Raw genomic sequence first — 21,987 nt, forward strand, 5'->3', positions numbered from 1 at the left:
AAATTGGCTCGTCAGAGCCGATAGGCCTGCTTGGCAAGCCTGTAAGTGAGGTCGTGAGCGACCTCATATGCCTCGTCCTCGTCCAGCCTCCCGGATGTCACGAGCGATGCGAGGTAAGCGCAATCGACACGGCGGGCCACATCGTGGCGGGCCGGAATCGAGCAGAAGGCGCGGGTGTCGTCGTTGAAACCGACTGTGTTGTAGAAACCCGCGGTTTCCGTTGTCAGTTCCCGGTAGCGGCGCATGCCTTCCGGGCTGTCGTAGAACCACCAGGCCGGACCGAGCTTGAGCGTCGGATAGACGCCGGCAAGCGGGGCCAGTTCACGAGAATAGGCCGTTTCGTCCAGCGTGAAGAGAATGATCGAAAGGTTCTTTTCCAGACCGACCGCGTCCAGCAGCGGCTTGAGCGCCTTGACGTAGCTGGTCTGGGTTGGGATGTCGAAACCCTTGTCCCGGCCATGGGCTGCCATGATGCCGGTCGAATGATTGCGGTAGCTGCCCGGATGAATCTGCAGAACCAGCCCGTCCTCGAGGCTCATTCGTGCCATTTCCGTCAGCATATGGCCGCGGAATGCGTCGGCTTCCTCTGGTGAGCAATTGCCCTTCAGGGCCTTCTGGAACAGGGCTTCAGCATCCGCAGCCGGCAGGTTCTCGGTGCGCGCGGTGGCGTGACCATGATCGGACGACGTTGCACCGAAGGACTTGAAATAGGCCCGGCGCACCCGGTGGGCATTGAGATAGCCCTGCCAGCTTGTGGTGTCTTCACCGGCGAGCTCGCCGAATTTTTCGACGTTGGTGCCAAATCCCTCGAACTCCGGGTCGACAACCGCATCGGGGCGATAAGCCGTGACAACTCGCCCTTTCCAGCCGCTGTCCCGGATCTGTCGGTGCCATTTCAGGTCGTCCAGCGGTGATTCCGTGGTTGCGATCACCTCGATGTTGAAGCGCTCGAACAGCGCACGCGGCCGGAATTCCGGGCGGCTCAGGCAATCGGCAATGTGGTCATAGGCTTCATCCGCGGTTTGGGCGGAGATCCGTTTGGTCCAGCCGAAGACTTCCTGGAAGGAATGCTCCAGCCACATGCGTGAAGGTGTGGCCCGAAAAAGATGGAAGTTTTCGGCAAAGGTGCGCCAGATCTTGCGGCTGTCGGTCTCGCTCAAGCCGCCGTCGATGCGCGGTACACCCAGTTGGCTGAGGTCGATCCCTTGCGAGAACAGCATGCGGAAGACGTAGTGATCGGGAACGATGAACAGTTGCGCCGGATCGGGGAAAGCTTCGTTTTCGGCATACCAGCGCGGATCCGTGTGCCCGTGCGGGCTGACGATCGGCAGATCCTTGACGGTGGCATAAAGCTCCGTCGCGATCTTGCGCGAGGTCGCATCGGCGGGAAACAGGCGGTGCGGGTCAAGGCCCTGTTCCGAAATATCCGGTGCATCCGCTCTTTCCAGTGACATTCGTTTCTCCCGTGGCGCCTTTGGGCAGGCTGATGTTGCTACTAGTAAACTGATATGCTAGTTGAGTAGACGAGTCAACGGAGACAACGCTGATGTCAGAAAGTAGCGCCCTGAAGGTGCTCGAGCCGATCAAGATCCCGACCGTCGCAGATACGGTGTTCGAGGAATTGCACCAGCAGATCCTGTCACTGGACCTGGCGCCGGGCACGCGCATGTCGGAAGCGGAAGTGGCCAAGGCCTTCGGCGTGTCTCGCCAACCCGTGCGCGATGCCTTCTACCGGCTGTCGCAGCTCGGGTTCCTTTTGATCCGGCCCCAACGGGCAACGGTTATCTCCAAGATCTCGGAAGTTGCGGTGCTGAAGGCCAAGTTCGTGCGGACGGCGCTGGAAGTTGCCTGCATGCGAGCCGCCATCGAAGTCATCACGGACGCACAGATCGACGATCTGGAGGAGCTGCTTGCACAGCAGCAGGCGGCGGTGGATGCGAATGAACGTCAGTTGTTTCACACGCTTGACGATACGTTTCACCGGAGGATCTGTGAAATCTCGGGCCACGACTATGTCTGGGCGCTGATCCGCGAGCAGAAAGCGCATATGGACCGGGTGCGGTTCCTGTCGCTGGCGTCCGGCGCGCAAGTCGCACTGGACGACCATTTCCGTATCATGTCGGCCATTCGCAGGCGGGACGGCAAACTGGCCGAATCCATGCTGACCGAACACCTGGGCCGGATTGCCACCATTCTCGGCCGCATCCGCGCCGAGAACCTGAACCATTTCGAGGAATGAGTATGCCGATGCGGTTTCTCGCCATCGGCGAATGCATGGTCGAGTTTTCACCGACACCGTCAGGAACCTACGCCGTCGGCTTTGCCGGCGATACGTTCAACACGGCCTGGTACGCGCGCCAGCTGACGGACACCGAAAAGCTGGATGTCGGGTACCTGAGTGCTGTCGGCGATGACGCACTTTCCGGACAACTGACGGACTTTATCGAAGCTGCAGGAATCAGGCCCTTGATGGCCAGGGTGCCAGGTGCTGCGCCGGGCATGTACATGATCTTCCTGAGCGAAGGCGAACGAAGCTTTCAGTACTGGCGCTCGCAGTCCGCGGCCCGGCATCTTGCCGACGATCTCACAGCACTGGAGACAGCCGGGGAAGGGGACCTGCTCTATTTTTCCGGTATCACAGTGGCCATTCTTGCCGAAGCAGCCCGGGACCGGCTGCTAGCCGCCCTGCAAGCAGCTGCCGGGCGCGGCGCGGAAATCGTCTTCGACCCGAACCTGCGGCCGCGCCTGTGGCCGGCCAGTGACGAAATGTGCCGCTGGACGATGAAGGCGGCCAGTGTCGCCGGCATCGTGCTGCCGTCGTTTGAAGATGAAGCCAGCCATTTCAAGGATACCGACGAAGCGGCGACCGCGGCGCGCTATCTCGCCAATGGGGCGCGGCTGGTCGTGGTCAAGAACGGGGCGGGGCCGATCCTTGTGCGCGGGGCCGATGGCGACAGTTTTCAGTATCAGCCGGAACCGGCAAGCACGGTCGTCGACACGACGGCAGCAGGCGACAGTTTCAATGCGGCGTTCCTGGTCGAATACATGGAACGGGCAAGAACGCGTGAGGCTGTTCGTGCGGGCTGTGCCCTTGCCGCGCATGTGATCGGCAGCCGTGGAGCGCTGGTGCCTGTCACAAGAATGGACCTGATTGTCTGCCGCAACAGGTTGAGCGCCTGATTGTTTGTGTAACCTAACGGCAGAAAAGCCCCAATTTTAATCAACTGTTTACCATAAATATGTTGCTTTCGCTCCTGGATCGCGTGATGTGTCTTTAGAATTTTCTGATCCGGTCAGAACCGTATTATTGCAAGTTTGACGGTTCGAGCACGCCGCTGAAAGGACGCGAATATGGCTTCCACGATGAGCCGACGCACATTTGTTGCTGCAATACCCCTGCTGCTGGCAGCCTGCCAGAGCCAGCAGAGTTCAACCGTGCAGGCGGGATTGACCCCGCTGGCCGACGGGACACCGGATTATGCGACGGCCTATGCCGCCAGAACCGATGGCGGGTTTTCGATACCGGCGATCCAGTATCAGAAGTTCGACCCGAAATATCTGCGCCAGGTGGTGTTCTATCCGAGCAAGTATCCATCCGGCACAATCGTTGTCGATCCCGGTAGCAAGTATCTCTACCTGATCCAGCCCGGTGGTCGTGCCATCCGCTATGGCATCGGTGTCGGTCGCGCCGGCTTTGCCTGGAACGGTGAAGCGGAAATCCGCTTCAAGCGCGAGTGGCCGAAATGGTTTCCGCCGGACGAGATGATCGAACGGGATCCGAAACTTGCAAAATATCGCGACGGGCAGGACGGTGGTCCGAGCAATCCGATCGGCGCGCGGGGGCTTTATCTGTGGCAGGGCAACAAGGATACGCTCTACCGCATCCATAGCACCAACCAGCCCTCCAGCATCGGTACCAATGCTTCCAGCGGCTGTATCCGCATGTGGCATCAGGACATCATCGATCTCTACAACCGCGTCAATGTCGGCGCCAAGGTGGTTGTGCTGGGCTAGGTTTTCGGCACCGTCCACTACGGCCTCATGTTTGAAGAGCCGCCAGGTCCCCTCAGATGGACTGGCGGCTCTTTTTCGTTCACGCGGCCCATCCTTCGAGACAGCGCTTCGCGCTTCCTCAGGATGAGGAGGGTGGTTGGGAGGCTCTTCGGTGAAGGGGCTCCCGGGGGTGGAAAGTCCGACATGGTGACCTGTCTGACGTAGTTACCGGGGTTCTGGCAGGCAGGCGTCTCGGATCCGGTCAGTCAAGGACAGCTCATACTACCGCCCCAAGGCCTCATCCTGAGGAGGGCCTTCAGGCCCGTCTCGAAGGATGGGCACCTTGTTCAAGAGACTGCATCGAGCCTCTGGCCTTTAGCCTTCGACCGACCCAAGTAACTCCTTTGCCTGCCGGGCTGCACCGCGGATGGCCGCGGCATAGAGGGTGACGTCGATCGAGGTGGCGACGAAGGTTGCGCCGAGCTCCAGACAGGTGCGGGCGAAATCCAGATTGGTGGTCAGGATACCCGGTGCCTTCCCGGCAGCCTTGATGCGTTTCATGGCGTCGAGGATCGCGGCAACGACTTCAGGATGCATCGGGTCACCGAGGTGGCCCATATCGGCGGCCAGATCCGAGGGCCCGATGAAGACACCATCAACGCCGTCGACCGACAGGATGCCGTCGAGGTCTGCCAGGCCGGCGCGGTTTTCCACCTGAACCAGCAGGCAGATCTCACCGTCGGCAGTCGTCAGATAGTCGGGAATGGCGGAAAAGCCGGACGCGCGGGCAAGCGCGGATCCAACGCCGCGCACACCTACCGGCGGATAACGTACGGCACTGACGAGCTCTTCTGCCTGCGCCTTGCTTTCCACCATCGGGACCAGCAGCGATTGCGCACCGGCATCCAGGAACTGCTTGATCATCCAGGTCTCGCCGATGGGTACCCGCACGACCGGCTTGCTGGTGGAGGCCTCGACCACTTTCAGCTGCGCCATCATGGATCTGAGGTCGTTGGGCGCGTGTTCGCAATCGATCAACAGCCAGTCGAAGCCGGCACTCGCGGTAATCTCCGCCGTGTAGGCATCGGCAAGCCCTACCCAGCAGCCCATCTGCGGCTGACCGGAATTCAAGGCGGCTTTGAAGGCGTTTTGAGGCGCTGGCATGGTTTTCCCTATTAGGCGAAGGAGCAGGATACAGACCCGAACGGGCCGAAGTCGGCGTGGACCTTCGAACCGGACGGGCATTCGACCGGCCGGATGAAGGATCCGGACAGAATAATCTGTCCGGCTTCGATTGTCTGTCCGTAATCGGCCATGCGCCGTGCCAGCCAAACGACGCTCTCGACCGGATCGTTGAGGACGCCCGCACCAAGACCGGTCTCCTCTACTTCACCGTTCCTGGTGACGATGGCGCCGGCCCAACGCAGGTCGAATGCGCCGGGATCATGCTTTTCGTTGCCCAGAACCAGGCCGGCATTGGCGGCGTTATCGGCAATGGTGTCGAAGATCTTGCGAGCCTGTCCCGTCTCCGGATCGACGCGCTGGATGCGTGTATCGAGAATCTCCAGGCTCGGGCACACGTGATCCGTTGCCGCAAGTACATCCTGGCGCGTGACGTTGGCGCCACCGAGAGAGGCCTTCATGACAAAGGCAATTTCCGCTTCGATGCGCGGCTGGATGAACCGACCCCTGGGGACAGTGGCTCCGGTTTCAAACAGCATGTCGTCGAAGAGGACACCACTGTCCGGAATGTCGATCTTGAGCGCGTCCTGCATGGCTTTCGACGTCAGGCCGATCTTCCAGCCGATGGTCTTGCGGCCTTCGGCAAGCTTCGCCCGGGCAAGTTCTTTCTGGATTGCATAGGCCCCGTCCATGTCGAGGTTCGGATGGCGCAGGGTGAGAAGACCGATCTGCTCGAGCGTCTTTTCCGCGTTCAGGAGATCATTTGCGGCTTTGGAGATGTCTGCTTCGTTCAGGCTCATTTTTCGTCCTCCACCCCGTTCCGCAAGATGCCGATGCCATCGACCTCGATCTCGACCACGTCACCGGGTTTAAGATAGCGGGGAGGGTCGAACCGGGCGCCGGCACCTGTCGGCGTGCCGGTGACGATGATGTCGCCGGGCTGAAGTGTCATGAAAGTCGAGATGTAGGCGATTTCCTCACGGATCGGGAATGTCATGCGCTTCAGGTAATCGTCCTGGCGCAGCTCTCCGTTGACGCGGGTCTGAATGCGGGCCTCATCCAGTTGCTCCGCCTTTTCGAAAGGCACGAGCCAGGGGCCGATAGAACCGGAGTGGTCCCAGTTCTTGCCCTGGGTGACGTTGAATTTCGCGTGCCGAACCCAGTCGCGGATGGTGCCTTCGTTGCACAGGGTCAGGGCGCAGATATGGTCGTAGGCATCTTCCGCCTTGATGCGTCGGCCGGTCTTGCCGATGACGATGGCTACTTCACCCTCGTAATCGAGCGTGTGGTTTTCGGGCGGCCGGATCAGCGGCCGGTCGTGGCCGGTGAACCCGCTGGCAAACCGCGGGAACAAGGACATGTATTTCGGTTGGGTGCTGCCGTCCTTGTACTCCGCATTGCGGTCGGGAAAGTTGACGCCAACACACAGGATCCGCGGCGCGTTCGGCAGCACCATTTCATATGCGAACTCGGAATGCGTAACTGGCTTGTCCTTTGCGGCAGTGACGAGATCCTGCAGACCGCCAGCGCGAATGGCGTCGTAAAGCGTCGGCCACTGCGGAAAGTCCGGCGACAGGGCGATCATGCCGGTATCAGTGACGGCACCGTAAAATTCCTGTCCGTCGGCGCTGTAGGTTGCGAGCCGGGTCATGCGGTCTCCATGTTTCTGGCAATTTCGGTAATGACATCGAAGGCAAAGGCGACGTCTTCCTGTGTGCAGTCGAACTGCCCGACCTGGAAACGGACGACCTTGGCACCGTCCAGCAGGGTCTGGGTCAGGTAGATCCGGCCATCGTCGTTGATGGTATCGACGAGGCGCTGGTTGAGCGTGTCGAGGTCCCTTGCACTTTCAGGGGCAAAGCGAAAACTGAACAGGGAAAGGACGGGCTCGGAGGTGATTTCAAAATCCGGTTCTGCGCGCAATCGCTCGGCCAGAGCAGCCGACCAGTCGACATGGTTGCGCAGACGCCCTCGCAGGCCTTCCAAACCGTAGGAGCGCATCAGGAACCAGAGCTTCAAGGCCCGGAAACGGCGGCCGAGCGGAACGGACCATTCGGAATAGTTGACGATCCCGTCGTGGCCGTGGGATTTCAGATATTCCGGCCGGATCGCCAAAGTGCGCACAAGGTCTTCCGGATCGCGGACGAAATGGGCGGAACAATCGAACTGGGCACCAAGCCATTTGTGCGGATTGAAGACCATGGAATCGACGCCGTCGACGCCTTCCCAGAGCTCGCGGTACTCGGGGACGATCATCGCCGCGCCTGCCCAGGCCGCATCAAGATGCACATAGAGGCCGAAGTCTTTCGCGACCGTGACGACCGCGCCAACATCATCCGACGCGCCAACGCCGGTGCCACCGGTGCAGGCGATGATGCCGGCTGGCCGGAAACCTGCCGCAAGATCGGCTTCGATGGCCGCACGCAGCGCGTCCGGATCCATGGAGCGATGTGGGCCCAGAACGGGGATACGCACCAGATTGTCCTGGCCGATGCCGGAGATCCAGATTGCCCTGTCGATGGAGGTGTGAACCTCATTGGAGGAATAGACCCGCAGGCGCGGTTGCCCGCTGAGGCCGGCCTTGTTGCCATCCCACGAAAGGGCGCGCTCGCGCATGGTCAGGACGGCGGCGAGAGTTGCGGTGGAGGCGCTGTCCTGGATCACTCCGGTAAAGGACCCGGGCAGACCGATGGCCTGGCGCAGCCAGTCCATCATCCTGGTTTCCATCTCGGTTGCCGCCGGAGAGGTCTGCCATAGCATGCACTGCGCCGCCATGGCGGTAACGAGATATTCCGCCAGCATTGACGGTGGAGACGCATTGGCGGGGAAATAGGCAAAGAAGCGCGGGTGCTGCCAATGGGTCATGCCCGGCAGAACGATCTTCTCGAAGTCCGCGAAGATCTTCTCCATCTCCTCGGCAAGTTCGGGAGGTGCCTCGGGGAGGGCGTTGAGGATTTCGCCCGGCTTCACCTGGGCGCGGACAGGCCGCTGCCGCAGGGTCTGGTGATAGTCTGCGGCCCAGTCGGCCACCCTCCGGCCCCAGCCGGCAAAGTCAGTCCAGTTCATCGCATTCTTCCAACCATTGTCTGTTTCACCTATGGCGCAACAATCGGTTGTGCGGCAAGGCTGGGGGCTTGAACTTCGGTTCCTTCGAACAGGGATCCTTCCTCGAACCAGCTCTTGGGAGCCGGCGCGCCCCAAAGGGTCTGCCGCTGCGGATCCTTCAGGTCCCACCTGATCGGTTCCAGATCCGGATCGACCGTCTGGTAATCCGAACAGTAGATCTCGATCCGGTGGCCGTCCGGATCTCGAATGTAGAGAAAGAAGGCGTTGGAAATGCCGTGTCGGCCCGGGCCGCGCTCGATATTGGAAACCCAGCCAGTGGTTGCCATCAGGTCGAGCAGGTCGATGATATTGAGCGGGGTCGGCACCCAGAACGCGGTGTGGTGGAGGCGCGGGCCCTTGCCGTTGGTGAAGGCAATGTCGTGGACGCCGCCCTTGCGGTGGGTCCAGGCGGCCCACAGACGGCCGGTTGCCTCGTCTTCCGTGTATTCGGTCACCCGGAAACCAAGCTCGTTGTAGAAGGCAACGGAAGCATCGACGTCCGGCGAGAAGCAGTTGAAGTGGTCGATGCGGAGCGGCTTCACACCCTTGTAGAGCGCGTATTTCTGATGGATCGGCGGCAGGCGGTCCATCTTGGCGTAGAACTCCAGCGGAATGCCGTGCGGATCGCGGGTCCGGAATGTGCGCGACTGATAGGGCCGCTCGACCCAGTCCACCGGCAACCCCTTGCCCTTGAAGAAGTGCGCGGCCTTGTCGAGGTTTTCCTCGTCGAACACCTTGAAGCCGAGATCACGGGCAGCGGCATCTGCCGATTTGCGCAGGACAAGGCAATGGTGGCCGCGTTCTTCCATGGCGCGCAGATAGATCGCCTCATCGGATTCGTCCGTGACCTGAAGCCCGAGCGTGTCGACATAGAAGGCCCGGCTCTTGGCCAGATCCGTGACGCCCAGTTCCACATGGCTGAGCCGGATGATGTTGAAGGGCGGATAGAGATTGGGGGCCGGAATGGGCATGGAAGGCTCCTGCGATAAACCTATTGGACCGGGAAGATGACGTTGGTCTGTCCGGTGCCGGAACTGGGGAAATAGTCGGTCACGACCTCGCATTCGGCGGTGTAGCTGTCCCAGCCGAGCACGCCGTAGAGCATGGCGGTGTCGTGCATGGAGCCTTCGCCGCAGCAATGGTCGGCATATTCCGGCAGCATCTTCAGGAAGGTGGCATGATCGCCCCTCCGCCACATGTCGAGGACATGCAGATCGACCTGCCGGTTGAACTCGGACGAGATGGTGAAAGTGCCGTTGTTGGCGGCGTAGTCCTTGTTGGCCCAGATCTTGTGAGACAGGGATCCCGAGGCAAGCAGCAGCACCTTCTCGTCACTGGCTTCGACTGCCGCCCGGATCGCTTCGCCGACGATACGGCTCTCGTCATGGCCGTGCACCGTGCACCAGGCGGCGACCGAGACGACCTTCATGTCGTGTTCCCGGCTCATGAACCGCATCGGCACCAGCGTGCCGTATTCAAGTTCCAGGCTGTCGAGATGATGGGCGAGCGTGAAAGCGCCGCGCTCGGTTGCCTCTCTTGCGATGGCGTCGCCCATCGCCGGGTTGCCCTCGTAGGCGTAAGGCAGGTTCTGGATGAAATGCGGAAATTCGTTCGAGGTGAACAGGCCTTCGAACCGATTGTTGGCATTGATGTGAAAGCCTGCGTTGATCACCCAATGCGTGTCGCAGACGATCGCCGTCGTCGCGCCGAGCGCTTTTGCCCGGCGCGCGATTTCGTAATGACCGTTGATAGCCGGCTGACGCTTGCCCTCCACAGGTCCGGGCTGTTCCGACATCAGCATGGTCGGCACATGCGTGACCTTGGCCGCGAGAACGATTTCTCCCATAGTCTCCTCCCGTTACTGCGATCTTATGTCGTTCACATTCCTCACGCACCAAGGCGCGGGATGGCGTGCTGGCCGGTCGCAAAGCCGATGTGTTTCTGCTCCATGTAGAATTCGAACGACCAGTCGCCGCCGTCGCGGCCGATGCCGCTGGCCTTGACGCCGCCGAAGGGGGTGGGCAGGTGGCGGACGTTTTCCGAGTTCACCCAGATCATGCCCGCTTCCAGACTGTTGGTGAACCTCAGCGCCCGCGTCAGGTCGTTGGTCCAGACGTAGCCGGTCAGGCCGTAGGGAATGTCATTGGCGATCTGAAGTGCTTCTTCTTCCGAACTGAAGCGGATGGAGGTCAGGACCGGGCCGAAGATTTCTTCCTGGGCGATTTTCATCGAGTTGTTCGCGCCGGTGAAGAGGGTTGGGCGCACGAAGCAGCCTTCCGTCCCGACGCGGCTGCCGCCAGCGGCTATCGTTGCGCCGTCCTGGCGGGCGGTTTCGAAGTAGCCGGTCACCTTGTCGAAATGGGTCTTGTGGATCAGCGGACCGATTTCGGTCTTTGGGTCGAGGGGATGACCGACCTTGATGTTGTTCACCCGATCGATGAGCCTTGCCTCGAATTCCTCGGCAATCGTGTCCTGCACCAGAAGGCGCGAGGACGAGGTGCAGCGCTCTCCGTTGAGCGAATAGATCATGAAGATTGCCGCATCCAGCGCCCGGTCGAGATCGGCATCGTCGAAAACGATCACGGGGTTCTTGCCGCCGAGCTCGAAATGCACCCGCTTCAGGGTTTCCGCCCCCTGTCGCATGATCATGGACCCGGTGCGGCTCTCGCCGACGAAGGCGATGGCCTTGATGTCAGGATGTTCTGTCAGGGCCTTGCCGGCTTCTTCGCCGAGGCCGTTGACAAGGTTCCAGACACCTTTCGGCAGGCCGGCTTCTTCTGCTATTTCCATCAGGATGCGTGCAGTGACTGGAGAAAACTCCGCCGGCTTGTGGACCACGGTGCAGCCTGCTGCGAGCGCCGGCGCAATCTTCCAGGTCGACAGCATGAAAGGCGTGTTCCAGGGCGTGATCACACCGACCGGTCCGATCGGAAGACGCGTCGTGACGTTCATGAGGGTCGGTGATGGCAGGGCCTGACCGTCGCGGGCACCTGGCGCCTTGTCAGCGAAGAAGCGGAAGTTCTCGGCGCCGCGCAGGGCGGCCTTCGACATGAAACGCAGAGCCTGACCGGTATCCCAGCATTCGCAAAAGGCGATTTCTTCGGAGCGGGCGACAATGCCGTCGGCAATCTTGTGAAGGATTTTCTTGCGCTCCGTCGCGGCCAAATCGCGCCATGCCGGAAAGGCCTCCTTGGCGGCCCTGGCCGCAGCATCGATATCGGCAGCATCCCCTCTGGCAACCTTGCAGATCAGGCTGTCGTCCACCGGGGAGGTGGTTTCGAATGTCGCGCCGGAGGCTGCGGGGCAGGCCTTGCCGCCGATCTGGTTCAGCACGCCGGTCTCCCGGAACCTTGCGAGGTAGGTCTCAAGTTTTTCGATGTTGTTCTGAAGGTCAGACATGGGTCAGACAGTCCCCAAATGGTCGCGAATGGTGCCCGTCTTGGGCGAAAGGTCCGGGTCGATGTCGCGCATCTCAAGCGATAGCGCGAGCGAACTGGTGGCCAGGACCGGTTCCAGAAAAGCCTTTGCGGCCTTGAACAGACGCTCCGCTGCGTCGCGCTTGACGTCGTCCGGCCGTCCGGCGCGAAGGCGTACGGAAATGTCGATGAAGGCATGTTTCGGGTCGCCGTCGGCGATTGCATAGTGGTCGCACCGGATGGCCCGCACCCGCAGACCGGGCATGGGAAGGGCATCGATGGTCGCGGCTTGCGCACGCAGATGCTCGCACAGGGCCTTTATGTCGGCCCGCTGTTCCAGATTGGCGGAATATTCCAGCGATATGTGCGGCATGGGATTTCCTTAACAGTGCAATAGTTGCTATGTTAAATATATGAGATCGAAACTGTCAAACTTTTTGTGTCTAATAATCTGCCAATTCGCTATGGACCTTGCATGATCGACGACACTGAACCCGCTGACGGCCCGGCGCTGCCGTCCACAAGACGCTCCATCCCGATTGCGCTGATCCGGGCGCGCGAGAAGGTGATGGGCCCGATCCGCGAGATGCTCTCCGACTGCGGCATCACCGAACAGCAGTGGCGCATCCTGCGGGTGCTGGAAGAATTCGGTCCACAGGATGCCTCGACCCTGGCAGAGCGGGCCTGTCTGCTGCTCCCCAGCCAGACCAGGATCGTTCAGACGCTTCTGGAAAAGGGGTTGGTGACCCGTCAGGCGGACGAGAAGGATCGGCGCAAGCAAACGGTGGCGATTACGCCGGCCGGACAGGCAATCATCGAGGATAAGCTCGATGACGCCAAGGCAATCGCGGCGCGTATAGAAGAGGTCATCGGCAAGGAGAAACTGGCACAGCTGCTCGACATTCTGGAGGATTTCCAGAAGCTGTAAGAGGTCTGGGACTAAGTCTGGGGCAGGGCCGGATTTCGGATTGAGGCCGGTTTTCGCGCTGAAGGCCCGGCACCGGATGCCGGCTATGGGCCGGAAACGGCCCGGGCTCCCTTCTGCTTGCGTAGCTGGAAAGGAGCCCGGGCTTCTGGTCTCGTGCGGGAAGAGACCAGTTGTTTTAGTTGTAGCGGTACATCTTCTTTTCGGAGAACCACTTGCCCTGGCGGGTTTCGGTCGTGGATCCCGCCTTGTCGGCTTCCGCGAAGAGCTTGTGCGCCTCTTTCGACCGGCCCGTGTGATACAGCGCCCAGGCCCGAAGCAGTTTTGCCTTGCGGCTTTCGCGTCCGCTCATTGCGTTTCTTTCAAGGTACGGCAGAGCGCCTGCATAATCTCCCGTGCTGATCTCCTGTTCGGCAGAGCGCAGGTAGGAAGACCCGGAGGAGCGCGATCCGCCAGAGGAGCGGCTGCGTTCTTCGGAAGCGGACGCAAGCTGTGCGCCGCCGAGGGTCTTGATCGCCGGGAATTTGGTTGACCATTGCGCGATCAACTGTCGTTCGCGGGCTTTCTGCTTCTTGCGCTGAGCAACCACGATCTGGCCGACGGCCGCGGATTCGTTCGGCTGGAACTCCATCGACTTGGCAAACCAGATTTCAGCTTCATCGAGTTCAAGCATGTTGTAGAAGTGCCAGCCGAACACCTGGGCGGCAATCGGCGATTGCGCATCCTGGACGACGTTCGCAAATCTCGACAGGCGCTTGAAATCCATCTCGGTGCCGTAGCCTTCCAGAAGCTGGATCGAAACGACTTCCAGATATGCCTTGAGGATGAGCGGATCCTTGCGCCGGTTCTTGTAGGCAAGTTCCTCGGCTTCCTCGTATTCGCCATCTTCCTTCATGGAGACGACCATGCCTTCGATGGCCTTTGGCGAGGGGCGAAGCTTGTAGGCTGTCTGGAACCATTTGGTGGCGGTCTTGAATTCTTCGCGGGAATAGTAATACCAGCCAAGAAGTTCGGCATCGTTCGGGTTCTGGAGTTTTGCAGCCGAATTGGCGAGTGCGTCCAGATCCGATTTGTCGACCAGCATGGCGGGATCGGTGGCGCCTTCGCCAACTTCACCACGCAACAGGTCCAGGTAGATTTCGTTGAATTCCGAGCGACCGTCCAATCCGGTTCTGCCGTAGGCGACAAGCTGCTCCACCGCGTTGCGCGGCAGCACTTCGGCAGCCTTTTGCACGGTGGCCTTGCGTTCGTCCTCATTGGCGCAGTTGGCAAGGATGTACTTGTAGGCTTCGAGCGCCTTGACGTCCTGACCGGTCTCGTTGAGAGCCCTGGCTGTCCGCCAGATAATGTCGATTTCCTGGCAGGTCAGAAGATCGGAGTTCTTCACCGCGATCTTGATGACCTCCTGGGCGTTGCCCAGTTCGGACGCCTGGATGAGGGTCTTTCGCGCTTCGGCATTGATGATTTGTCGGCGCAATTCGGCTGAAGGCTCATAGCCCGGGTAGAGATTTATGTATTCCCGGATCTTGGCGTAGAGCTCCTGGGTCCGGCCGGTGGCGAAGAGATCCCAGAGCGGTTGTTCGTTCACCTCGATCCGGTTGCGGTCGTAGATGTTTTCCGGCGGTTGCCAGTCCGGATGAAGAGATTTCAGCCGCTTGATTTCCGCAGACACACGGCCGATCTCGCCATTTTGTGCGTAGTAGCGCAGGGCCGTTTCATCGACCTTTGCAGCCGCGGGGGCTGCGGGGGCGGCGGACTGTGCCGCCCCTGGCTGGGTGACCGAAAGCGCGAAAGGCGAAACATTGGCCTGCTGCACCGGCAAAACACCGGTTTCAGGTTCCTGCAGGACAAACGGAGAGCCGCCGGGCAGCTGTTGTTGCGGCGCGGCTTCCCACGGAGCGGACTGCGCCAGGGAACCGTTGGTCGCAAACGCCAGCGCGAAGGAGGCAATTACCATTCTGGTGAAAGACATTGCGGATACCTCTCTGCAATTGCGAGAATCGTGAAGATCTGAAGTGTTGTGGAGTAATAGTCGTCTGTGCCGATCTGCAGCAGTTCGGACGGGAATGGCTCGGCCTTGTCCATACATCTGGTCAGGGCAGCAATTGCGCGAAAACCGATACCACCCATGACACTCTTCGGCTCGCCCGTGACGATCTGCGTAACCGATGGGCCGCGGGGATCGGCAAAGCCGCGTAGCGTTGAAAAATCCGCCGCCTTTTTCACGCGCAGGGCATTTCTGGACAGCGCGAGATAGAGCGGAACCCGGATGGCATTGTAGCCGAATTCAGGTGTGAACTTTTCGGAAGGCACTAGCTTGAGACCGCCGATATCGACCCAATCCGGTGGCAGGTAGCTTGGAGCCCTCTGGGAAAGGTCCAGGACGTCCTCTCCGACAACCGCAACTTCGCCCCAGTTCGCGGACGTATCGAACTCGGCGATGGTTTCCAGGGCCGGATAGACCCAGTAGGACGGGTTGACCGTGACGGTCTGATGATCGCCGGAGACGAACCCTTCACTGCCGGGAACAAGAACCGGTCCGAGGGCGGTTTGCTGAAGGAGCGTTGCGGCGATATCCGCCAGAACGACCTTTGCCGAGGCAAGGTCTTCAGGGTCTCCCCAGCTCTTGTAGGCCTCGATCAGCGCCCAGGCGATCAGCAGGTCCCCGTCCGTCGCGTTGTTGGTGTCGGCGACATTGGGACCTTCCGGCGTGTGCAGCACCTTCCAGGCAAACAGATGATCCTTGCGCACCTGCAGGATCTCGTAGGTGTAGTTGCGGATCAGCTTGAAGGTCTCGCGGTCATCCACCGCGACGGCCAGAACCATGCCGTAACCCTGGCCTTCGCTGTGACTGATGCCTTCATTGGCATCGTCGATGACGGCTCCTTCCGGGGTCATGTGGCGGCTCGTATAGTCCCGCCACGCCGACCCCAGCCAGAGCGACACGGCTTCCTTGCTGCGCGCGCTGGCGCCGAACACCGGTTCGGCGTGAGCGGGAGCAAGCGACAGGAAAAGTGCCATGCCGGTTGTCATGCAAAGCCTCAGCATGTCAGCGTCCGGACCGTTTGAGGGAGACGTAGTAGCTGAAGCCGAGGATCAGGCAGAACGCCAGCATGAACACGACGAAGTCGAGCATGTTGTGCGAGACCAATCCTGCCACGACGAGTCGGCTGTTCCTGAATTCGGACGGGTTTGCCAGCGAGGCAAAGTAGTTCGGATCGGACAGGCGTTCGGATGCAAACCTGTTGGTGGTCGCGTTATAGAGCGACGTGTCGCCGGTGAGCCAGGCAAGCCTGCCTTCGCGCAGCATCGTTTCCGTGCTGGCCTTGATGTCGTCACTCGTCAGTCCGGTCACGACAGTCCAGGTGTCCTGCTTGACCGGGGCTCCCATGAAGGCAACCCAGCTTTCCTTGGATGTCAGCGTCTTGGTGCGCTGCGCGATCAGGATGCTGTTGCCCTGCAGCGCGAAGCTGCGGTCGGACGGAACTTCGGAATTGAGCTTGAAGCCGACGCTGCGCCAGGCGGATCCGGCGTATCGCTGGATGCTTGCCATCAGGCTGGTGTCGTTTTCGTCAACAGACTTCAGCCCGAAAAAGCGGCCCACCTGACTGCGCGAGCCTTGCGTTCTTTCCGGGTCGAGCGTGTCCAGATAGGCTTCCTTGGCCATGCCCGACAGGCGATTGACCGGGGCAACAATCAGCCCCGGCTGATTGCCGACCGAGGCGGAGGCCGTCGTGATGGCGATCGGCCGGACCTGCTGTGTGATTGCTGCCGTTGCCACGGCAAGCTGAGCAGCGGCTTCCAGGCTTTTCGGGTCGTCGGCAAGCACCTGAATAGTAGTTGGCCGGTTTTCTGCAGGGTTTTTCGGCAGAAGGTCGGAAGGAGACAGGCTCGGTGTCACGCGCATTCTGGCAAGTGCATCGAACTCGATCGTCGAAGTGTCCGCATCAAGCGACAACCGGTCGCCATTGAGGCCGGTCGCGACATCGCAGGTGGCATCATCTTCTGTCAGGGAAGACACTTCGATGCGCAGGTCGTTGAAGCCGGGCGAGAAGCCGCCAAGCGGGATATCGAGTGGATTGCGGGAAGAAATGCCGTCACGCGTCAGTTCCGCAGACGCAAGTGCGGCACCATTGGCGAAGACCTGCAGCCGGTTGGCATTGGACAGGTTTGCCAGCGCATCGATGTTCAGGCTGAGCTTGGCCTTGCCATAGTCTCCGACGAAGTAGTCGTCCGGAAGGCGGATCGAGAAGTCCTGCCGGAGAAGCCGGCCGTCGAAGCGTTTGCTGCTGACGCCGATCTTTGCCAGGGAAACCGTTTCGCCGGGTTCGATCTCGTAACCGAACTTGTTTTCGAATGCGGCAATACCCCGGCGGCTTCCCAGCATCGGCTTGGCCTGCAGGGCCTGTTTGAAGGCCTCGATGGACTTGTCCAGAGCCGGGCGGTTCTCTGCCGCGAGAAACAGGGAAACCCTGCCCGTATCCGGCCGGTGGACGATAGCAAGGCCGGGGATTTCCGAGCCCATGTCGCCAACGGCAAAGCCTGCGTGCGAAAGCTCGGCCCGAGTGCCGACTATGATATCCAGGCCGGCATCGTTGCCCGGCTCGTTCCTGATCTGAATGTCCGGGTTATGGTATTTCCCGAAAGCGGCGACAGTCTGTGCAACTGCCAGGGCCCGGTCCAGATTTCCGGCGCTCGCCGTGCCCAGTTGCAGCAGGCGCATGTTGGTGGCGCCGCTCTTGTCGTTCGGGACCGCGCGCAGCAGTTCAAGGCTGGCCGACACCTTCGGTGAGTTGTCCGGGCCCGGATCGAACACGATACCCGTGTTTGCCGGGTTCAGCACCGTCCACAGTTCATAGGTGGCGGGGATCGTGCAGTCCACGCGGTGCTTGTGTTTCGCGATAAACCGGATTTCGTTGAACCCCTCGACCATCAGTCCGGGAGGGAGATCGAAGCTGCGCATGGAGCTTTGAGCGCCTGCGTTGAGTTCAATGTCGCCAACGGGCTGACCGTTGACCATGATGCTCATGCTGGAATGTTCCGGGGCGGTCGAGACCGCGGTCAGGTAGTCCACCTGAAGCTTGCGATAGAGAAGGACCTCGTCCCGGGGAGCGTAGACGGCCAGCCGGATTTCTGCCTGTTCGCCTTCCATCCGGAGCTGGTCGGCGGTTGCCGTCAGGCGGCGGATTGTGCTGCGGTCTTCAGTCTTGGTGTCGAGCACCGATACGTCGAGCTGCTGGGCAACTGCCGAAACAGGCAGAGCAATCAAGGTTGAGGCGACAAGCGCTGCCTTGAGGCAGGTCGCGGCTTTGAGGTGATACAGAGTTTTCATTGCTTCAATCCTCATTCTGCAGGTGCGAGGACGGATTCGGGCAGGTCCTGCTCGACAGGTGCCGGCTTGCGTTTCAGGCCGGACCGCAGGGCTGTCATGAGGCCGAGGACCGGGACGCGAATGCCGTAGTAAAGTGCCCATCTGGTCAGGCGTATCATGCCCGCGACGACCGAGGATCCCGTCAGCTTCCTGTTGTGCAGGGCTCTCGGTATTGTCAGGTCGGCAAACATCACGTCGCTGGAAACGATCGCTCGCGTTGCGACGGTGTCGAGATAGGCGGCGCCGATCAGAATTCCCTTCGAGCCGGCCCGCTGGGAGGCGACACGAATGTTGATGCCTGTGTCGGCAAGCGCGGCGTCAGGTTCTGGCGTCGCATCGGCGGACCGGTCCAGAGATTGACGGGGATGGAATGTCAGGTGGCCGTTGTCGCCGAGCACGTTCCCCCAAGCTGGTGCTCTTTCAAGCTGAAGGAGCAGGCCGTTGGTGTTGGATTCCACCAGATTGACGGGGATGGTCTCGTCACGAAGGCGGAGCGTCGCCTTGCGATGGACCCGGATACGCGGTGCGGTTCTGACTTCCTTCCGTTCCAGGATGGCGCCAAGGGCTGCACCGGCAATGACCAGGTTGAAGACATGCCAGATGCCGACAACACCAAGCAGGGCAGTCTGGCCGGTGTCGTTCTGCAGCCGCCAGGCCAGCACGCCGGTCGTGAGGAGCATGACCGCGAAGACGATGATGTAGGGCCATGCGATGACCGACAGCTGTTCTTCTTCCAGTGTTTCACCCTTGGTCGTGACGTTGAACTTCGGCGCACGCGGGTTCATCAGCACGGAGAAGATCGCCGGGAACAGGTAGATTGACTGGATGTACTCGTAGAGTTCGGAGATCCAGGGCCACCTGAGCTTGCCATAAAGGCCGGACTGGATCGTCACCACCGCAAGGATGTAGGTCATCGTGTAGGCCAGGAATTCCTGCGGCGAGGCGATGTAGATCTTCATGTTGAAGAGGATGAACATCAGCGGCGCCAGCAGGAACACCAGCCGCGGGAACGGGAACAGCCAGAACATGGCGCTGGACATGTAGGCGACGCGCTGCATGAAGCTCAGGCCCGGCTTGAACATCGGGTTCTTGAGCATCAGGATCTGCAGCATGCCCCGGCACCAGCGGGACCGCTGGCCGATGAACGAGGCGAGAGTGTCAGGCTGCAGGCCGGCGATCATCGGACGATCGACATAGGCGCTCTTCCAGCCGCGCGAATGCAGCTCGAGAGCGGTTTCGCAGTCTTCCGTGATCGAGACGCCCGAGAAACCGCCGACTTCATTGAGGGCTGCACGCCGCAGGACGGCGCCGGAGCCGCAGAAGAAGGTGGCGTCCCATTTGTCGAGGCCCTTCTGGATCATGCCGTAGAACATGTCGTTCTCCGAGGGCATGATGTTGTAGGTGCGCAGATTGCGCTCGATCGGATCCGGATTGAGGAAGAAGTGCGGTGTCTGAACCAGGAACAGTTCGGGGTCCTTGAAGTAGGCGACGGTTTCGCGCAGGAACTCCCGTGACGGTGCGTGATCGGCGTCGAAGACCACCACGAGATCACCTTCCGACCGCGACAGGCCGTAGTTGAGGTTGCCGGCCTTGGCATGTTCGTTGCGCTCACGAGCAAGATATGTCGCACCGAGATCTTCGCAGATCCGCTTGAATTCCTGGCTGCGCTCATAGGCGGCAAGGGCAGCCTTCTGGTCCGTGGAATTCAGCTTCTGAAGCGTTGCGCCATCGTCCAGAAGGAACACACGGAACTTGTCCTTCGGATAGTCCATGTTCTTGGCGGCGGCGATGGTGCAGGCGACGAGGCCCGGATCCTCGTTGTAGCTGGGAATGAACACGTCGACGGTCGGAGCATCGGCGTCTGAGTTCTGCACCTTGCGGGGACGCTCATAACGGTCGGAGACGATGAGCGCCGACAGGAAGAACATCAAGATGCAGAAGAGCTCTGCAACAAGCAGCAGGACGCCGGGAACGAAATCGTAAAAGTTCTCGATCGGCGGAACCGTCTGTGTCACGCGCCAGTAGACGTAACGGCCGACGAGCACCCCTCCGAGGGTCAGAAACGTGACGCGTCCCAGAGTGCCCGGCAAGACCTTCGTGAATTGCATGGCAACCAGAACGAAGAGGCCGAGAAAGAGTTGAACTTCAACCGAAAGCGGCAGCGTGACGATGAAAAATGTAGCGATGGTCGCTATCGTCGCGAATACGTATAAAAGTAAGTTCAGCATAGCCTAAGTTCCTGTACTTTGTACGTTATTGGTCTGGTGCTATTTGAATTGCTTTCGTCACCGAGTTAACGAGCTCTATTTGTGAGCTTGTTGCGGTTCTTTGCTGTGCCATCGCAAGGTGATTTCTTGCGGTGTTGTAGCTGATCCCGATTTCCTCGGCGGCTTGTCTTACGGTTTTGCCGTCTATTATTTTCTTGATGATGCGCGCCTGCTGATGCGTGACCCCGGTCGCGGCTTTGATCGTCTCGGCGCTTACCTCGCTGGAGGTGGTGTCCGCGGTGATCAGGACCTTCTTGCGGAAATAGGATCTGACGGGATCCCGGGTTTCCTCGTCGGACACCTGGGACGGGATGGCCTCCACGAAGTAGCGGGGGCCACCGGCAATGCTCATGACGCGTGCCTGTTCCTGCCGAGTTGATCCGGTGTTTGCCGGGGCGTCGACCGGCAAGTCGCGAGAGGTGCGGGCAAAGAACGGTGCCAGGCTTAGCGGTGTCTGGATCCTGCCGTCGATGAGGCGAAGATCGCCGCCTTTCTGCAGGACCTTTTCCATCGCCGGGTTTTTGACAAGGACTGAGCCATTGCCGAAGAACACAAGCGCTGGCGACTTGATGTGTTTGATCCAGTATTGCGCGCTTGTCAGTTCGGTGCGGTTTCGCCCGTAAACGAGATCCTCGGCATAGGCCTCGAAGCCGCCGAAGATGTCATCCGCGTAAGCAACAACACCTTGGAAAAGACTGTCTGAAAAGCCGACTGGAACGTGGGCGGCAAGATAGAGCTGCAAACCCATTCCCAATTCGACCATGAGAACAGCCGCACGGTTGGTTTCAAGGGTTGTATCGCGCGACAAACCATCGGGTGTTGTTGCGGTGCAATGCAGGATCTCGGTGTCGTGTGTAACGGGGGTGCAGGAGTTGGCTTTTACTTGGGAGAACGTGTCTATTTCGTTCCCAAGAAGATGTTCGGCTTCCCAGGCTTGACGACTGTCATCAATTGTATAGCAAATCTCGATCTTCTTCCTTCTTGCATCCAGAACAAAGATGCTGAAGAGAAGAAATTCAAAGCGTTTGGCCAGTGCATAAGGAAAGTCTAAATTGCTTCGGTTGCGGCGTTCTTTTGTCTGGCCACCGTATAAAACACTTTCGTTAAAGTCCCTTCCTGCAAAATACATTTTTTGCTCCCAGGTAGAAATGGATTTTATTCGTGGTGACGATTTAAGTTCTGGCTCGATTCATTTTCTGAAATTGAATTTTATCTAAATCGATCGATTGGTTTCTTAGAGGGTTAATAAATTATTAAACCTTTTATACCGGAAACTTCATGCCGTTGCTCTAGTGCAATTGCATCAATTTTAAAGCAACTACAGTCTTGGTTAATTTATAACTCTAAGATAATTATAGAATATGCTTCAGTATTAAATGAGATATATCGATGAATACATTAAGATCATCGGGTTGTGTTCAGGAGATGGTTTTCGTTGAATTTGAAAAATGCAAGTCAAGGTGGTGTGCTTGCGTGTATTGCTGCGCTGCAGCATTTGTCGTGTTTTTCGATTTTTACTGTTTGCGTCGAAATGTCCCGAGGCGATGTCGCGAAATTCCTGGTGAAATCTGTTTGAGATAAAATTTTGTCTTGTTTGATTTAACTATTCAGATTGCCGACAAATTAGGCGGACTTGGCTAATTTGAGTTCAGGCTCGAGAATTGAGCGTTTTGCCTGCCCGAATTTGTGATCGAATTTTTCGAAACTTGATACGCGGCGGCCAGAAAT

At 59.5% G+C, this 21,987-nt stretch carries 18 protein-coding genes; 4 read left to right on the top strand and 14 right to left on the bottom strand.

The window, feature by feature from the left end; translation table 11 throughout:
• Positions 1 to 11 precede the first annotated feature (11 nt).
• Entirely contained in the window at positions 12 to 1,454 is a 1,443-nt protein-coding gene (gene uxaC / locus FIU93_RS12120) for a glucuronate isomerase (protein ID WP_152505698.1), read from the bottom strand.
• A gap of 92 nt (positions 1,455 to 1,546) precedes the next feature.
• Between uxaC and FIU93_RS12125 the strand changes: the two genes are divergently transcribed.
• From FIU93_RS12125 to FIU93_RS12135, 3 genes are all read left to right on the top strand, one after another.
• A complete protein-coding gene (locus FIU93_RS12125; protein ID WP_152505699.1) occupies positions 1,547 to 2,239 on the top strand; it encodes a GntR family transcriptional regulator in 693 nt (230 codons plus the stop codon).
• Positions 2,240 to 2,241: 2 nt separating this feature from the next.
• A complete protein-coding gene (locus FIU93_RS12130; protein ID WP_209010349.1) occupies positions 2,242 to 3,180 on the top strand; it encodes a sugar kinase in 939 nt (312 codons plus the stop codon).
• A 171-nt stretch (positions 3,181 to 3,351) separates the two neighbouring features.
• Positions 3,352 to 4,014, top strand: a complete 663-nt coding sequence (locus FIU93_RS12135) for a L,D-transpeptidase (protein WP_077291960.1) — start codon at positions 3,352 to 3,354, stop codon at positions 4,012 to 4,014.
• Positions 4,015 to 4,368: 354 nt separating this feature from the next.
• Here FIU93_RS12135 and hpaI read toward each other — a convergent pair whose 3' ends face one another.
• From hpaI to FIU93_RS12175, 8 genes are read right to left on the bottom strand one after another with little or no spacing between them, the layout of a single operon-like run.
• Entirely contained in the window at positions 4,369 to 5,157 is a 789-nt protein-coding gene (gene hpaI, locus FIU93_RS12140) for a 4-hydroxy-2-oxoheptanedioate aldolase (RefSeq protein WP_055656075.1), read from the bottom strand.
• An 11-nt stretch (positions 5,158 to 5,168) separates the two neighbouring features.
• The gene (gene hpaH / locus FIU93_RS12145) at positions 5,169 to 5,975 is read right to left on the bottom strand and encodes a 2-oxo-hept-4-ene-1,7-dioate hydratase (protein WP_209010350.1); all 807 of its coding nucleotides are present in this window, start codon (positions 5,973 to 5,975) and stop codon (positions 5,169 to 5,171) included.
• Positions 5,972 to 6,826 carry a fumarylacetoacetate hydrolase family protein gene (locus FIU93_RS12150; RefSeq protein ID WP_152505701.1) on the bottom strand — a complete coding sequence of 285 codons (855 nt, stop codon included), beginning with the start codon at positions 6,824 to 6,826 and terminating at the stop codon, positions 5,972 to 5,974. Before FIU93_RS12150 ends, hpaH begins: the two co-directional genes overlap by 4 nt.
• On the bottom strand, positions 6,823 to 8,241 hold the full coding sequence (locus FIU93_RS12155; RefSeq protein WP_152505702.1) for a pyridoxal-dependent decarboxylase: 1,419 nt from the start codon (positions 8,239 to 8,241) through the stop codon (positions 6,823 to 6,825). The genes FIU93_RS12150 and FIU93_RS12155 overlap by 4 nt, the downstream gene beginning before the upstream one ends.
• Positions 8,242 to 8,270: 29 nt before the next feature.
• Entirely contained in the window at positions 8,271 to 9,251 is a 981-nt protein-coding gene (hpaD, locus tag FIU93_RS12160; RefSeq protein ID WP_023003263.1) for a 3,4-dihydroxyphenylacetate 2,3-dioxygenase, read from the bottom strand.
• A 20-nt stretch (positions 9,252 to 9,271) separates the two neighbouring features.
• Positions 9,272 to 10,126, bottom strand: coding sequence for a 3,4-dihydroxyphenylacetate 2,3-dioxygenase (hpaD, locus tag FIU93_RS12165; protein ID WP_152505703.1), 855 nt, complete (start codon positions 10,124 to 10,126; stop codon positions 9,272 to 9,274).
• Between the two features lie 41 nt (positions 10,127 to 10,167).
• A complete protein-coding gene (hpaE, locus tag FIU93_RS12170; RefSeq protein ID WP_152505704.1) occupies positions 10,168 to 11,679 on the bottom strand; it encodes a 5-carboxymethyl-2-hydroxymuconate semialdehyde dehydrogenase in 1,512 nt (503 codons plus the stop codon).
• A 3-nt stretch (positions 11,680 to 11,682) separates the two neighbouring features.
• Entirely contained in the window at positions 11,683 to 12,069 is a 387-nt protein-coding gene (locus tag FIU93_RS12175) for a 5-carboxymethyl-2-hydroxymuconate Delta-isomerase (RefSeq protein WP_023003266.1), read from the bottom strand.
• Positions 12,070 to 12,171: 102 nt separating this feature from the next.
• Between FIU93_RS12175 and hpaR the strand changes: the two genes are divergently transcribed.
• Entirely contained in the window at positions 12,172 to 12,624 is a 453-nt protein-coding gene (hpaR, locus tag FIU93_RS12180; RefSeq protein ID WP_152505705.1) for a homoprotocatechuate degradation operon regulator HpaR, read from the top strand.
• Between the two features lie 175 nt (positions 12,625 to 12,799).
• Here hpaR and FIU93_RS12185 read toward each other — a convergent pair whose 3' ends face one another.
• The 5 genes from FIU93_RS12185 to FIU93_RS12205 are packed head-to-tail and all read right to left on the bottom strand — an operon-like array spanning position 12,800 to position 21,388.
• Positions 12,800 to 14,593: a hypothetical protein gene (locus FIU93_RS12185; RefSeq protein ID WP_152505706.1), complete on the bottom strand. Its 1,794-nt coding sequence runs from the start codon at positions 14,591 to 14,593 to the stop codon at positions 12,800 to 12,802.
• Complete coding sequence (locus tag FIU93_RS12190; protein WP_152505707.1) at positions 14,572 to 15,669, bottom strand: glycosyl hydrolase family 8; 1,098 nt, start codon at positions 15,667 to 15,669, stop codon at positions 14,572 to 14,574. The genes FIU93_RS12185 and FIU93_RS12190 overlap by 22 nt, the downstream gene beginning before the upstream one ends.
• A 1-nt stretch (position 15,670) precedes the next feature.
• Complete coding sequence (locus FIU93_RS12195; protein WP_173017306.1) at positions 15,671 to 17,953, bottom strand: cellulose biosynthesis cyclic di-GMP-binding regulatory protein BcsB; 2,283 nt, start codon at positions 17,951 to 17,953, stop codon at positions 15,671 to 15,673.
• Positions 17,954 to 17,964: 11 nt separating this feature from the next.
• Positions 17,965 to 20,220, bottom strand: coding sequence for a UDP-forming cellulose synthase catalytic subunit (gene bcsA / locus FIU93_RS12200; protein ID WP_152505709.1), 2,256 nt, complete (start codon positions 20,218 to 20,220; stop codon positions 17,965 to 17,967).
• A gap of 25 nt (positions 20,221 to 20,245) precedes the next feature.
• Positions 20,246 to 21,388 carry a LuxR C-terminal-related transcriptional regulator gene (locus tag FIU93_RS12205; protein WP_152505710.1) on the bottom strand — a complete coding sequence of 381 codons (1,143 nt, stop codon included), beginning with the start codon at positions 21,386 to 21,388 and terminating at the stop codon, positions 20,246 to 20,248.
• Between the last annotated feature and the right edge of the window lie 599 nt (positions 21,389 to 21,987).

It is taken from the genome of Labrenzia sp. THAF35 (genome assembly GCF_009363595.1).
Classification (GTDB): Bacteria; Pseudomonadota; Alphaproteobacteria; order Rhizobiales; family Stappiaceae; genus Roseibium; species Roseibium algicola.

What these genes read in the sequence shown, in the direction of transcription:
- hpaE (WP_152505704.1), bottom strand. Translation starts at nt 11,679, where the DNA reads ATGTCTGACCTTCAGAACAACATCGAAAAACTTGAGACCTACCTCGCA.
- FIU93_RS12185 (WP_152505706.1), bottom strand. Translation starts at nt 14,593, where the DNA reads ATGTCTTTCACCAGAATGGTAATTGCCTCCTTCGCGCTGGCGTTTGCG.
- uxaC (WP_152505698.1), bottom strand. Translation starts at nt 1,454, where the DNA reads ATGTCACTGGAAAGAGCGGATGCACCGGATATTTCGGAACAGGGCCTT.
- hpaD (WP_152505703.1), bottom strand. Translation starts at nt 10,126, where the DNA reads ATGGGAGAAATCGTTCTCGCGGCCAAGGTCACGCATGTGCCGACCATG.
- FIU93_RS12175 (WP_023003266.1), bottom strand. Translation starts at nt 12,069, where the DNA reads ATGCCGCACATATCGCTGGAATATTCCGCCAATCTGGAACAGCGGGCC.
- hpaR (WP_152505705.1), top strand. Translation starts at nt 12,172, where the DNA reads ATGATCGACGACACTGAACCCGCTGACGGCCCGGCGCTGCCGTCCACA.
- hpaH (WP_209010350.1), bottom strand. Translation starts at nt 5,975, where the DNA reads ATGAGCCTGAACGAAGCAGACATCTCCAAAGCCGCAAATGATCTCCTG.
- FIU93_RS12190 (WP_152505707.1), bottom strand. Translation starts at nt 15,669, where the DNA reads ATGCTGAGGCTTTGCATGACAACCGGCATGGCACTTTTCCTGTCGCTT.
- hpaD (WP_023003263.1), bottom strand. Translation starts at nt 9,251, where the DNA reads ATGCCCATTCCGGCCCCCAATCTCTATCCGCCCTTCAACATCATCCGG.
- FIU93_RS12125 (WP_152505699.1), top strand. Translation starts at nt 1,547, where the DNA reads ATGTCAGAAAGTAGCGCCCTGAAGGTGCTCGAGCCGATCAAGATCCCG.
- FIU93_RS12205 (WP_152505710.1), bottom strand. Translation starts at nt 21,388, where the DNA reads ATGTATTTTGCAGGAAGGGACTTTAACGAAAGTGTTTTATACGGTGGC.
- bcsA (WP_152505709.1), bottom strand. Translation starts at nt 20,220, where the DNA reads ATGCTGAACTTACTTTTATACGTATTCGCGACGATAGCGACCATCGCT.
- FIU93_RS12155 (WP_152505702.1), bottom strand. Translation starts at nt 8,241, where the DNA reads ATGAACTGGACTGACTTTGCCGGCTGGGGCCGGAGGGTGGCCGACTGG.
- FIU93_RS12135 (WP_077291960.1), top strand. Translation starts at nt 3,352, where the DNA reads ATGGCTTCCACGATGAGCCGACGCACATTTGTTGCTGCAATACCCCTG.
- FIU93_RS12150 (WP_152505701.1), bottom strand. Translation starts at nt 6,826, where the DNA reads ATGACCCGGCTCGCAACCTACAGCGCCGACGGACAGGAATTTTACGGT.
- FIU93_RS12195 (WP_173017306.1), bottom strand. Translation starts at nt 17,953, where the DNA reads ATGAAAACTCTGTATCACCTCAAAGCCGCGACCTGCCTCAAGGCAGCG.
- hpaI (WP_055656075.1), bottom strand. Translation starts at nt 5,157, where the DNA reads ATGCCAGCGCCTCAAAACGCCTTCAAAGCCGCCTTGAATTCCGGTCAG.
- FIU93_RS12130 (WP_209010349.1), top strand. Translation starts at nt 2,242, where the DNA reads ATGCCGATGCGGTTTCTCGCCATCGGCGAATGCATGGTCGAGTTTTCA.